The organism is Niastella vici (genome assembly GCF_002077945.1).
Classification (GTDB): Bacteria; Bacteroidota; Bacteroidia; order Chitinophagales; family Chitinophagaceae; genus Niastella; species Niastella vici.
This window is the reverse complement of sequence record NZ_LVYD01000001.1, coordinates 72146-86334: the sequence shown is the minus strand read 5'-3', so window position 1 is coordinate 86334 and position 14189 is coordinate 72146. Positions and strand designations below refer to the sequence as shown.

The following is a 14189-nucleotide window of genomic DNA, read 5'->3' as shown; positions in this document are numbered from 1 at the left end:
AACTATATGCAAAATCCTTGCTAGAAAATACCACTCGCCCCTATCGTGCAATAAATCAATTTATTTTGCTTAAATTAGGATACTGTTAGCTTCAACTGTCCGGGTTGTGAACCACGAAACAACGCAAGGGACCTCCCTTTATCCAACTGCAGATCCGGCAGCTACCTTCTGTAAAAATTAACGGGCTTGTTTAATCTGTATCTCATTTGCCGGCCATTGAAAATGGGCTTATAGGCTATTTCCCGACCCCCTTCCTCCAATTCCTGGAATAAACAGTACCCGGTACTGCTTTTCATAAATTTAAAATTACTGCTATGAGAAAGGATTTTCACAAACACTATGCGCTTACGCTGCTCTTGTTTTTACTTTGCTCTCCCGTTTTACTTTCCCAGGTTACCACGGCAACGCTTAGTGGTATTGTTAAAGACCCCAAAGGCACGCCTTTGCCAGGTGCAACGGTGGTGGTTGAGTTTGCCGATGCGGGTTTCAAACAGGCGCTGGCCACAAAAGGCGATGGCCGGTTTACCCTTACCAATTTACGGGTGGGCGGTCCTTATACTATTACCGTTTCCTTTATAAATTACCAATCATCGGTTACTGATAACGTTATCCTTGAACTGGGGCAAAACAATTCAGTTGAGATTCAGTTGAAAGAAAAGGCCGGTGAGCTCAAGGAAGTAACGGTGACGGGCAGAGGGGCCATCTTTGATAATAAAAAGACCGGCGCCTCTGTGAATATCAACAGCCGGCTCATACGGGCATTGCCAACTATTTCCCGTTCTGCCGACGATTACCTGCGGTTAACGCCTTCCGCTTCTTTTACCTATAATGGTCTTTCCTTTGCTGGCCGAAACGGACAGTACAATAACTTTTCACTGGATGGGGCCGTGTTTAATAATCCGTTCGGGCTGGATGCGCCCACACCGGGCGGACAAACCGGCGCCCAGCCCATTTCTCTCGACGCCATTGACCAGATACAGGTGAACATTGCCCCTTATGATGTTACACAGGCTGGGTTCACCGGCGCAGGGGTTAATACCGTTACTAAATCGGGGAGTAATAATGTTTCGGGAACCGTTTATGGCTTTTACCGCAACCAATCACTCACCGGATCGAAGATTGAAGATAACAAGCTGGTATTGCCCGATCTGAAACAATGGCAGGCCGGTTTTTCACTGGGCGGCCCCGTTATGAAAAACAAGTTATTCTATTTTATAAGTTTTGAAACGGATCAACGGAAAGATGAAGCATCTTCCTATGTGGCCCAAAACAGCGGCAATGCGGGCAAATCAAATACAAGCCGGGTGCTGGAGACAGACCTGCAACAGGTAAGCTCTATTTTGAAATCGAAATTTAATTATGAAACAGGGCCTTATCAGCACTTTACGCTTGACCAAACAAATTATAAATGGCTTGTTAAGCTCGACTGGAATATAAACCCCAAACATCGCCTGTCTTTTACCTATAATGGATTGGATGCCCATAAGGATAAACCGGCGCACCCCAGTGCCATTGGCCGGCGTGGTCCCGATTTCACCACGCTGCAATTCAGAAATTCGGGTTATGAAATAGTGAACAAATTGCAATCATTTGGCGCCGAGCTGAAGTCGACATTGGGGCCCGATTATGCCAATAAGCTGCGGGTGGTGTATACAACATTCAGAGATAAACGCAATCCATTTTCAGCGCCATTCCCGGTCATTAATATTGACAAGAACGGAGTGCGGTATATAATTGCGGGCCATGAACCATTTTCCATCAACAACCGCCTTAACCAGGATGCCTTTCAGGTAACTGACAACTTCAATATGTTCTTTAAGGATCATACTATAACGGCCGGCGCTTCTTTTGAATCGTTCAAGTTTGCGAACTCATTTAATTTGACCGGTTATGGCGCCACCCTGTTTTCAGATGCCGATATAAAAACTTTCATTGACAGTGTACCGGTAAGCGGTAAATACGTTTTTGGCGCTTATCCGCTGGATGTTGATGTGAATTATGCCCGCAATCGCGGAATTGCCGGCCAGTGGACCTGGTATTATTTAACCGTGGGCCAGCTATCGGCATACCTGCAGGATGAATGGCAAATGACAGAACATTTCCGCCTCACAGCTGGTTTGCGCATGGATATACCTTTTTACTTTAATGCCAGTTATCGCAATCCGGTAATGAATGCAGATGGTACTTTCGGCGGAAAATATGATGAAGGCAAACCCACATTGCCAAATAAAGACAATCTAACGCTGTTCGATGAAAATGGAAAATCGCTTACTAATGGCCCCGGCAAAGATGTGGACAATACCCGTTTGCCACAAAAGAAACCATTATTATCGCCCCGCCTTGGTTTTAATTGGGACGTAACAGGTGATAAAAAAGTACAGGTGCGTGGTGGTACCGGTTTGTTTACCGGCCGTTTCCCTTTTGTATGGCTCGGAAATCATATTGGTAACCCCTACAGTTTTTTCTATAATGTTACCGCCCGCGATTTTAAATGGCCGCAGGTTTGGCGGTCAAATCTGGGCACCGATATCAGGATGCCGTTTGGAACAATCTTTACCGTAGATGTGGCGTATACAAAAGATGTAAATGGAATGATGGTACGCAACTATAAGCTGGGAACACCAACCGGAACCCTGAATTCCGGCACCGGCGATAAGCGTAAAGTATACCTGCCGGCCGACCAGGGCGCTGCAAATACCTATGCATTTACCAATACCAGTGTGGGTTATCAGTTCAATGCTACTTTCCAGGCACAGCAAAGCTTTGGGAGCGGTTTCTATGCCATGGCCGGTTACAATTACCTGATCGCAAAAGATGCCAGTTCTATTTCTGCAGAAATATCGAGCGATGCATTTGATAGAAACCCGATCCTAAACAATTCCAATAAGGCGGTTTTGTCGCGTTCCCTGTATGGCAATACCCATCGAATTGTAGCTGCCTTTTCGAAAAAATTCATTTATAGTGGATACGCGGCCACAACTATTTCCCTGTTCGGTTCCTGGAATTCGGGTAACCGTTTTGCCTATGTATATGGCGGCGATATCAACAATGATGGAACAGCTACGAACGACCTGTTGTATGTGCCTACAAATGCCGAGATCGATAATATGCAGTTTGCTCCGTTGACCGATGTGAATGGAAATATTAAGGATGCTGCGGCGCAACGGCAGGCATTCAAAACTTTTATTGGCAACGACAAATACCTCCGTAAACATCGCGGAGAATATACTGAAAAGTATGCCGGCGAAAATCCCTGGTTAAGCCAGGTTGACCTGCGCATTCTGCAGGACATCATATTTTCACCAACAAAGAAACCAAAGACGTGGCAGGTGAGTATCGATTTTGTAAACATCGGAAATTTGATAAGCAGCAACTGGGGAGTGGTAAAATATGCCACTACATCGGGCTATTTTCAACCATTATCGGTCACTTATAATAACAACGCACCGGTTTATCAATTTGATCCTTCGTTAACGTCCACCTTCACCGCCAGTCCCGATCTGCCTTCACGCTGGCAAATGCAGGTGGGGTTAAGGTTTATTTTTTAAGGTGAGCCCATGTTAATGGGAAATTCGTTTCCTTACTAATAACAACCAAACCAGGCCCGGCAACGCAAAGAAGCTTATCAATAATACCGGAATATGATTGACGGTATCGGTTGCTGCTGTTAATAATTGCATACCCAGCGATAACAGCGAGAGACCCAGGCCGGCGCCAATAAAATAGGAAGTGGTGCAAATGCCGGCCGCTACGCCCTGTTGCGTAAGAGGAATATCGCGTATGGCCAGCGCCGTTAAACTGGGATAGCAAACCGACATGCCACTGCCGGTAACACAGGCTATTGATAATAAGATCAGCGGCAGGTTGTGGTTAAAAATAATTGACGCCATCAACAGCAAGGCGCCTGAAAGCATGAGACCCATGCCCATGATGCCGGTTTGTAATACCGTCATTTTTTTAAACAGGGCAGGAACCGCATAGCGCGATACAAAGAATGACAGCAGGCTAAACGGAAAGAGCAGCAAGCCGGCGTTGGCTGCACTCAAATGCATATTGTGCTGCAATACCAGTGATAATAAGAACAGGTAGCTTAAAAAGAAGGCGCCTAATAGAACAGTTATGCTATTACCTGTAATTGTACCCGTGCTCCGGAATAAAGTGAGATCGATGAGTGGTTGTTGCAGGGTGCGTTCGCGGCGTTTGAAAATAAACCCGGCAGCAATGATCAATATTACAAATGAAAGTAACAGCCTGTAGTTTTTTGAGAAACCCGGCAGGTGATGCACTACATAGGAGAGCAGCACAATCATCAATGTTAACAGAATGCTGGAGACAATATCAGGAAGTGGCTGTTGTTTGTTCACCACATCTTTGTCGATATACCGGTAAGCCAGTATCAATGCTGCGGTGATCACCGGCACGTTGATAAAAAAGATCCATTGCCAGCCTAAGTAAGTTGCTACTATACCACCAAGCGCCAGTCCGCACCCCGAACCAATGGCCGCGAAAGAACTGAAGATGCTTATGGACCGGTTGCGTTCTGCCGGTTCGGTAAATGTATTTGTTATGATCGATAGCGCTGATGGCATTACCATGGCTGCTGCCAGTCCCTGCAATGCCCTGAAAGCAGTTAACTGTATAAAGGTGTTGGAGAAGCCGGCGCCCAGCGAAGTGAACAGGAAAAGAGAAGCCCCTGCAAGGAAAATGGTTTTGCGGCCAATGGTATCGCATAGTTTACCCCCTATCACCAGGAAACCGCCATAAAAAAGTACGTATACGGTTTGAACCCATTGTATGGTTTCGGCATCCAGATGAAATTGTTGTTGCATTAATGGAATGGCCAGGTTAAGGATGGCAATATCCAGCGCCTCAAAAAATATAGCAGTAGAAGCTACCAATAGAATGATCTGTTTTCTTCGCATCTTGGCCTCATTTGTTCTGTGCAAATCTATTTATATGCTTTGTTTGTACGTTTAAGTATTAATAATTTAGAACAAATGAGTAAATTTAACGTCGATAAAAGAACAAATAAACAGTTTCCCATGCGCATACCGGCTAAAACAGAACAAGCGGCCACCACGCCCATCGCCCTCGATGAAAAGGATTATGCCATTCTGCGATTGCTGCAGCAGAATGCAAAACTGACCGTACGCGAAATAGCTGCCAGTGTTCACCTGAGCCCTACTCCTGTACATGAGCGTATAAAACGCATGGAGGCAAACGGTGTTATTAAACAATACGCCACCCTCATCGATCATCGTAAGGTGCAAAAAGGCATCATGGTCATATGTTATATTTCATTAAAGGAACATAACCGTAAAATTGCCCGGGTATTTATTGATGCAGTAACAGGATTTAAAGAAGTGCTGGAATGTTATAACATTTCAGGGCAATTTGATTTTATGCTAAAAATTGTTAGCGAGAATATGGAAAGCTATCATGATTTTTACCTGCATAAATTAAGCATGGTAAAAGGCATCAGCCATACACAAAGTATTTTTGTAATGGGAATACTGAAAGACACGCATCAATTGTTGTAAAATATATATCCTGTTCTGTAATAGGGGCAATTAATGTCTCCCTTTTGTCTTCGCCTGGTTAGTAACGGTGATGGTAAAAGTATTTGTTAACCTTTTAACAAGAATACCTTTTCTAATTGCTAACTTGCCTCCCGTCAGTAACTTCACTTAAGTAAAAAATCTTCTATACTGGTCTTCGGCGACTTTTCATTATTTAATCAGACGGCATTAAGGGAATAGGTGGATTATAGTGCAACGCTTTTACCTGGCGTTCATGTCATTTATTTTTTTAAATCACATAAACTTTATCTATGAGTAATGTTTACCTCGCACTGAAAAGAAGTGTAGGAATTATTTTACTATTCTTTAGCCATGCAGTATTGGCTCAACCGGTCATTAATTCTTTCAGCCCCACTTCGGGGCCTGTTGGAACATCGGTGACCATCACCGGTACAGGGTTTAATACCTTGTCCGATAGCAACATTGTTTATTTTGGTGCAGTGCGGGCAACACTGCAATCCGTTTCAGCCACATCCCTCACGGTTACGGTACCGGCAGGCGCCACATATGCGCCCATTACGGTAACATCGAACCGGCTCACAGCCTATTCGCGGTTGGCGTTCACTGTAACTTTTGCCTATGGCCACACGCCGTTCGATTCAACCGCATTTACACGCCAGGCCGATCTTACTGGTTTGGGCAATCCAAGGAATATTGCCATTGCTGATTTTAACCGTGATGGCCGGGCCGATCTGATGGTAACTAATCAGAGCTCCAATGTTGTTTCTGTTTACAGAAACAATGGCACTCCCGGCGGACCTGTTAAATTGGTGTTGTATAGAAATATTCCGCAAGGTTCTCAACCTTTTGGTATCGCTACCGGCGATCTGAATGGTGATGGAAGGCTGGATGCAGCGGTAACCAGCTTTGGTTCCAATACCGTAACGGTATATACGAATAAATCTATAAATGATACTATACGATTTGATACCACCACCTACGTGTGTGGATCAAATTCGGTAGGCGTTGCGATCGCCGATGTGGATGGGGACGGTAAACCCGACCTGGTTACAACTTCCAGCAATAGCGGCCTGATCTCCGTTTTTAGGAACACTACCACTGGGTTCGCCGTCACATTTGCGGCAAAAGTAGATTTCAGTACGTTCGACCGTGCCGATGAAGTGGCTATTGGCGATCTTGATAATGATGGAAAACCCGAGGTAGTGACCGCTAACTTTTTAGGCACTATTTCAGTATGGAAAAATCTCAGTTCTCCCGGAAGTATCTCATTAAGTAAAACAAATTATACTGCGGGCAGCTACCCCGGCAATATTGCCATTGCCGATCTGAATGGCGACGGTAAGCCCGATATTGTTTTTTCACATTATGGCTCTCACTTTTTATCTGTTTACAGGAATATAAGTACTGCCGGCAGCATTTCGCTTGATGTTAGAAAAGATTTCACTACCGGCCCACAGTCAAGGGGTATTAGCATTGGCGATCTGAACGGGGATGGTAAAGCCGATGTGGCCGTGGTTTCCGATTCAATTTATGTGCTTACTTTATTGCAGAACGCCAGCTCAGGCGATAGTATCCTGCTCAACAACCGGTACGATTTTTCATTGGGCGCTGGTCCTACAGGGGTTGCTATCGGTGACCTGAACAACGATGGCAAACCCGATATAACAGCTACCAATAGTTATAGCAAAGTTTCCATTTTCAGAAATACCCAAACTGGTCCTGTACCAGTGATTACCAGCTTTACGCCAACAAGTGCACATAAAGGCACCGGGGTAACCATTTTTGGTTCCCATTTCACTGGCGCCACTGCCGTGAGTTTTGGTGGTGTGCTGGCTGATAGTATCGTGTTTGTGACTGATACCGCAATCAGGGCAATAGTAGATACAGGCGCCACTGGTAACGTATCAGTGACCACGCCTTATGGTACAGCAACAAAACCTGGCTTTACCTTTATCAGGGATACCATTCCTGATACTACAGCAGCACCGGTAATTACATCCTTTACGCCAACAAGCGGCAGCAAGGGTACGAAGGTGTTCATTCTGGGTTCCAAATTTACAAACGCAAATGCAGTAAGTTTTGGTGGCGTGCCAGCCGATAGCATCACGTTTAAGAACGATACGCTAATAATAGCGATCGTAGATACAGGCGCCACCGGTAACGTATCGGTGACCACGCCTTATGGTACAGCAACAAAATCCGGTTTCACGTTTATAAAGGATACCATTCCTGATACCACTGCAGCACCGGTAATTACGTCCTTTACGCCAACAAGCGGTCGCAAGGGTACGAAGGTGTTCATTCTGGGTTCCAAATTTACAAACGCAAATGCAGTAAGTTTTGGTGGTATACCAGCCGATAGCATCACGTTTAAGAACGATACGCTAATAATAGCGATCGTAGATACAGGCGCCACTGGTAACGTATCAGTGACCACGCCTTTGGGTACCGCTTCAAAAGCTGGCTTTACATTTATCAAAGACAGTACAAGTATACCTGATACAACAACGGTTCCCGTAATAACCAACTTTACGCCCACCTTCGGCCAAAAAGGAACCGTAGTGACCATCTTTGGTAAACATCTTACCGGAGTTAATCAGGTGCAATTTGGTGGAATACCGGCCGATAGCATATGGCATTATTCAGACACTGTTATCAAGGCCAGAGTTGATACTGGCGGAACCGGTGCAGTATGCGTATTTGCACCTACAGGCTCCGCTTGCAAAGCCGGCTTTACGTTTGTTGGTGACAGCACCATAACTGACACATTGTTCGTGAATACCCGGGCAGGAATTAATAACAATACTACATTGACCACAGCCAAAGCATTCAGGATGTACCCTAACCCGGCAAGCCATTATGTGGTTTGGCAACAACCGGCTACTGATCACCGCACCAGCTTGCAGTTGATCGATATTTCGGGCCGCATAGTAAGAAAAATGGTTGTGGCCAGTAACGCTACACAAACAACCGTGCAGGTAGGTGAATTACATGCCGGTGTATATAAACTGGTATGGAGTGATGGAAATAAAAAACTGACGCACACCCTATTGATACAGTAAACCAACCAGGCATTTAATTAAAAAGTCCCGACATGTCGGGACTTTTTAATTAAATGCTTATACAATTACTGTGCATAATCAGTTGATGTGGCGAGTTCTTTTACTGTTGCCATATCCTGTTGAACCGCTTTTATTTTAACCTCTGCTAATTGATACGCATCCTTGCCAAGGAATACATGCAGCGCTGGTTGTTTTTGTTCGGCAATGGCAATCATAACTTCGGCAGCTTTTTCCGGGTTGCCACTCTGGTTATGATTCATATCATTTTGATGGAAGGTTTGTATCTCCCTTACCAGTTTGTAATCAGCGATCTCATTTTTGGGCGTACCCAGTGAGGCATCCAGAAATTCTGTTCTGAAATACCCGGGCGATACAATAGAAACAGTAATTCCAAAAGGTTTTACTTCTGCTGCCAGTGATTCGGAGAAACCATGCATGGCAAATTTGGTAGCGGTATAACTGCCAAAGCCAGGGAATGATCCGGTGAACCCGCCAATAGATGCAATATTGAAGAAATGACCTGATTGCTGTTTGCGCATGTAGGGCAATGCTTTTCTGATCACATTAAGCACCCCAAAAACGTTGATGTCGAAATTTTGACGTACTTCTTCATCAGAGAGTTCTTCCAGGCTTCCTGTAAGGCCGTACCCGGCATTGTTCACCACTACGTCTATAGATCCAAAATGAGCAACGGTTTCTTTTATTCCTTTTTCAACACTGCTTTCATTTTTAAGATCAACCGCCAGGGGAAGAAATACCTCGCGGCCGGCGCCTACCGCCTGTTGCAATTCTTTTACGTTACGCGAAGTAGCGGCAACGCGATAACCTTCCTGAATTAATTTTTTAACAAGGGCCAGTCCCAATCCTTTGCTGGCGCCGGTTACAAACCATATCTTGTTTTTCATCTTTATTTTTTTTATTTGATTGTTGTAAGTTATTGGTCGTTCATGAACTGATGACACAAAGATAGATTGACGCAACCCGCCCATTATTATGCCTTTCAAACAGATAGTTGTATAATTCAAACAAGTGTTGGTGTGGGTTAGGTTATTTGAATTTTGCAGGAATAGAATAAGGAGTGAATGAAAATGCCTCCTATGTAGTGGAAGGCATTTGTCAAATATTTATTTATAACAACTTTAATTCCTGAATGCTGATGGCGTCATGCTGGTCTGCTTCTTAAAGAAATGATTGAAATGCGCCGGTTCTTCAAAGCCCAGGCAATAACCGATCTCGGAAATGTTCCAGTTGGTATGTTTCAGCAAGGCCTTTGCTTCACTGATAAGCCGGTCAAAGATATGATCGGTAGTGGTTTTGCCGGTGGTGATGCGGATGGCGCGGTTAAGGTGGTTCACATGTACCGATAATTGTTCGGCAAAATCCCTGGCCGAACGTAAGGTAAACCGTTGCGTGGGCGATTCAATAGGGAATTGCCGCTCGAGCAATTCAGTAAAAACAGCAGTGATGCGGGCATTGGCATCTGTATGCTGATACAGGTTTTCGGTGGGCTGCATTTTCAACGCATAATGGATCATCTCCATAATGTAGTTGCGGATAAGATCATATTTATAAACATAATCAGATCCAATTTCATCAACCATTTTTTCAAATATCTGGCTTACAAATTTGTCCTGCGTTTTGTTGAGGGCATAACTGGGTTTATTACCCGAAATGAACATGGGCAGATCTTTAATACCACCGCGGATCTTTTCTGTAAAGAACTCTTCCCTGAATATGCAAAAGAACCCTTTGGGATCATCGGTTAACGATTCAAAGGTGTAAGGCACATTCGGGCTAAAAAAGATGAGGGTAGAACCAGAGACCTCAATGCTTTTATCGGCATAGTGATATATATAATCGCCCTGCATCAGGGATATCTTGTAGTAATCGCGCCGGGTATAAGCTACTGGTGTTTTGCCCGGGCCTACACAATCCTCCACTTTAAACACATTGAAATGGCCGATATCTTTTTTAAGATTTTCGGGCAACCAGTTCATTTTATGGCGGTAAAAATCTTCCAGTGTTTCTGTCTTGGGCATATGGTAAATTTAAGACAATTGTATATTTTTCAAACCCACGTTTTTCGCTTCACCTTATAAAATTACGACAGCCTGGCCCTCCGGACTTTATAGGATTCAAACAAAAACTTGCAAAATTCAAACAATTAGCGGATTGCCTGGATCACTTCTTTAAGGTACTGGTTTTCGTCAACAGTATGCACCCCCAGGCGTATAACGATGAGTTTTTTGGAGGGAATTATGAAAATGTTCTGTCCGCCAAAGCCATCTGCAAAATACATATCGGCCGGCACATCTGGGAACCAGCGTTTGCCGGGATCTTTTTTATCAAGGCCATTCAGCCAGAACTGAAAACCATAGCGTTGCAATTGGTTGGCCGCCGCCGGCTTTATCGTTTCCTTTACCCAGTTTTCAGGCAGCAGCTGTTCCCCGTTCCACATCCCATTATTATAATACAGCAAACCAAAACGCGCAAAATCGCGTGCAGTAGCATAGCTATAGGAAGAACCAATATAGGTGCCTGATGCATCAGGTTCAAGCAAAAGAGAATACATATTTATTTTATGGAACAATGCCTGGTAAGGGAATGCGGCATAGCCCGAATCGCCCACCGAATGACGGATGATGCGGCTGAGAATATTGGCATTGCCACTGGAGTAATTAAAGAAAGTGCCCGGTTTAAATTTCAACGGAAGCATGGCAGTAAAAGCGCCCATATCGCCCCGCATGAACAACATATTGGTTGCCTCGCTGGGGCTGCTGTAATCTTCTGTATAATCCAGTCCCGAAGTTTGCTGCAGCAACTGTTTAAGCGTGATCTTTTCTTTCGAGGTATTTTTCCATTCGGGTACGGGTGCCGGTGCATCAGGGTTCAACTGCCCTGCTTTCGTGAGCACGCCTATAACGGCAGCGGTTAAACTTTTACTTATCGACCAGCCGATCATCACCGAATGCTTGTTGAACCCGGGTGCATACTGTTCGCCAACGATGTTACCATCATATACCACCAGAAAAGCGCGGGTATACGCCGGTCCCCCATTTTTCGATGGCGCCTGCATGGCATGGTCAATAGCGTTCTTTAGTACAACCGTATCGATGGTTGAAGGAATGCTGCCTGATAATTTATCGCCATACGGCCAGGCAATGGTATCGGGGTTTTGTTTGGGAACCAGTGGTAAATTGAAATGTTGTTCCCTGATAGCTTCTTCGGTAAGATCATTCACCAGCGTACAGCCGATCCCTTTTCTGTAAATAGCTTTGCGCCGGGCAAATCCCCATACTGATCCGGTAACAGAAGAATCTTCCGTATTGAGAGTGTATGTTCCCAGAGAAACAGGGAAGAAGGCCAGCTCTTCATGTAACACACTTGCCGGTTTTCGATGTTGCAGGTAAATGGCGGAGGCCATATTCTTGGCGCCAAAACCGCTGATAATGGGAAAGGCCCGCCACGCAAACCAGATGCCATATGCCAGTAACAGCAATAGCACCAGAGATACAAAACGGAAAATCTTTTTTCGCAAACCCATTAGAATGACCATTACAATTAATAATGAAAAATTGGGTATAATTGTTTTCGGTAGCACCAAAAAAAAGAGACCGGTTGCCGCCGGTCTCTTAACTATTTTTAGTATGGCTATTATGGGATCACTTTTGTGAAGATTTCTATTACACCATTGGCGCCAATAGTAGCACCGAATTTTTTGATGGCATCATTGCCTTTCCAAACATTGATCCTGCTTATTTGTTCGGGTTTAAGCTTAATGACTTCATCTGAAGTAGCCAGTTGATTATCGATGTAATATACCGCCGGGGGAAGTGATGCCTTTAATGTGCTATCCGATTTTCCTGCCAGGTTCAACATTACTTTCTCGGCCCTTGCGGTAATGACCTCATTTTTATCGTGAACATTAATTTCTGCTGTCAGTGAGTTTGCTTTTGATTTTGCGGGCGTACAGGTATCGCTATTAGTGGCAGGCTTTTGGGCAGGAATGGGTTTGAAAACCTTCGGTTGTTTCACAGTAGTTGATACGGCTGCTTCCTGCACCGGCGGTGAAAGATCAGGTTGTTGAGTAAGGATAACAGGCGCAACCATAGGCGCAACAATAGCATTGGCTTTCCTTTCAATCATTGAAACAGATAAAACGCCAACTGCTACCAGGGTGAGCGGAAGAACCAACAGCTTCCGCAACGGGCCCCAGGTTGTTTTGTTTGGTGTTGTTAACATAATTAAGCGACGTTTAATAGATGAATAATAGAATGCGTGTGTAGGAGATAAAAAATGCTTTCCGTAATGGGCCTGTAAAAGCAGCTTCACAAAATCTTCCACATTGTTGTTGCCAACAGCTTCTTTGTCTGCTATAAATTCATGGATGGCCTTCAGTTCTTTTTGAATAAGCCAGTTGAACGGGTTCATCCAGAAAACGGCATTGATGACCTGACAAAAAATGATATCCAGCGTATGCTTCTGCTGTATATGGGTGAGCTCATGTTTGAAGATCTTTTTCCCGTATTCCTCATCCATTGAAATAGATTCCTTCCAGAACAGGTTATTTAAAAATGAAAAAGGTGCATGCTCCAGGTTGGTATAAATGAAATCGATGCCATCCATTTTCAGAATAGCCGATCTTCTTTTCAGTTGATACACTTTAAAAACGTTCATGGCAAAAAAAGTGATCAGGAAAAGGCTTATACCAATAGCCAGATAAAAGACAATATCCAACCAGGGAAAAGCCGTTGTATTATGATTAGAGAGTGGCGTTGCAATAAAATTCAGTTGTATAGAAGCGACAGGTATATCTTTCTTCTCGATCGTGAACCAGCTGAAGTTGAAAAGCGGAATGAGCAGGCTGCCCGCCATGCTGAGCAACAAATAAAATCTATTATACGAATGAAAGCTTTTGTTGCGTAAGGCTACCAGGTAATAGCCCAGAAAAATACAAGAAATGAAAATTGATTTCAGTACATATAGTAATAAGGTATGGCTATTCATTGCCTTTATTTTTAAGTTGGCTCAATAAAAATTCCAGGTCTTCGATCGACATTTCTTTTTTATCTACCAGAAAGGAAACCACTTTGGTGTACGAGCCCTGAAAATAATTTTCTGTAATGGCCTTTATACCACTGGCAGAATATTCTTCTTTGGTGATAAGGGGGTAATAGAAGTTGTTGCGGTTGGGGTTCTTAATACCTACAAATTTCTTTTCAACCAGTATCTTCAGCAAAGTGCCCACCGTATTGTAATGAGGTTTGGTTGCTGCCAGGTGTTCCAGAATATCTTTCATAAAAGCACCTTTGCCCAAACTCCATAGTGTTTGCATGATCTGCTCTTCAGCTGCAGTGAGTTTTTTCATGATTCTCGTTTTGCCTAATTTCTTAGGCAATATTATGCCTAAATATTTAGGCAGACAACATATTCCGGAAAATATTTTTTAGAAAGCTGAAAATCAATATACTGGGAAGCTGTTTTGGAAGACTTTGTGCCAACGTTTGCCCAGATTAGTGCATTTTCTACGGCAATTCGGTGCATATTACAGCCCGGCTCGGCCAATTCTTTTTATAAAAAATTAGAA

Annotated in this window: 9 protein-coding genes; 3 read left to right on the top strand and 6 right to left on the bottom strand. The window is 44.0% G+C overall.

Features of this window, described 5'->3' with window-relative positions:
* The first annotated feature begins 314 nt into the window (after positions 1–314).
* Positions 315–3548, top strand: coding sequence for a TonB-dependent receptor (locus A3860_RS00355; protein WP_081144554.1), 3234 nt, complete (start codon positions 315–317; stop codon positions 3546–3548).
* Positions 3549–3560: 12 nt separating this feature from the next.
* Here the strand turns inward: A3860_RS00355 and A3860_RS00350 are convergent, their stop codons facing one another.
* On the bottom strand, positions 3561–4922 hold the full coding sequence (locus A3860_RS00350) for an MFS transporter (protein WP_081144553.1): 1362 nt from the start codon (positions 4920–4922) through the stop codon (positions 3561–3563).
* A 75-nt stretch (positions 4923–4997) separates the two neighbouring features.
* Here A3860_RS00350 and A3860_RS00345 point away from each other — a divergent pair, with 75 nt between their 5' ends.
* Both A3860_RS00345 and A3860_RS00340 read left to right on the top strand, forming a co-directional pair.
* The gene (locus A3860_RS00345; protein ID WP_245843440.1) at positions 4998–5540 is read left to right on the top strand and encodes an Lrp/AsnC family transcriptional regulator; all 543 of its coding nucleotides are present in this window, start codon (positions 4998–5000) and stop codon (positions 5538–5540) included.
* 290 nt (positions 5541–5830) lie between these two features.
* A complete protein-coding gene (locus tag A3860_RS00340; protein WP_081144552.1) occupies positions 5831–8602 on the top strand; it encodes an FG-GAP-like repeat-containing protein in 2772 nt (923 codons plus the stop codon).
* Positions 8603–8667: 65 nt separating this feature from the next.
* Here A3860_RS00340 and A3860_RS00335 read toward each other — a convergent pair whose 3' ends face one another.
* The 5 genes from A3860_RS00335 to A3860_RS00315 all read right to left on the bottom strand — a co-directional run bounded on the left by A3860_RS00335 (position 8668) and on the right by A3860_RS00315 (position 13970).
* A complete protein-coding gene (locus tag A3860_RS00335) occupies positions 8668–9507 on the bottom strand; it encodes an SDR family oxidoreductase (protein ID WP_081144551.1) in 840 nt (279 codons plus the stop codon).
* Between the two features lie 234 nt (positions 9508–9741).
* Positions 9742–10641 carry a helix-turn-helix domain-containing protein gene (locus A3860_RS00330; protein WP_081144550.1) on the bottom strand — a complete coding sequence of 300 codons (900 nt, stop codon included), beginning with the start codon at positions 10639–10641 and terminating at the stop codon, positions 9742–9744.
* Positions 10642–10766: 125 nt separating this feature from the next.
* Positions 10767–12140: a serine hydrolase domain-containing protein gene (locus A3860_RS00325; RefSeq protein WP_158085105.1), complete on the bottom strand. Its 1374-nt coding sequence runs from the start codon at positions 12138–12140 to the stop codon at positions 10767–10769.
* Between the two features lie 116 nt (positions 12141–12256).
* A complete protein-coding gene (locus A3860_RS00320) occupies positions 12257–13609 on the bottom strand; it encodes a M56 family metallopeptidase (RefSeq protein WP_081144548.1) in 1353 nt (450 codons plus the stop codon).
* Positions 13602–13970 carry a BlaI/MecI/CopY family transcriptional regulator gene (locus A3860_RS00315; protein WP_081144547.1) on the bottom strand — a complete coding sequence of 123 codons (369 nt, stop codon included), beginning with the start codon at positions 13968–13970 and terminating at the stop codon, positions 13602–13604. The genes A3860_RS00320 and A3860_RS00315 overlap by 8 nt, the downstream gene beginning before the upstream one ends.
* Positions 13971–14189: the final 219 nt, after the last annotated feature.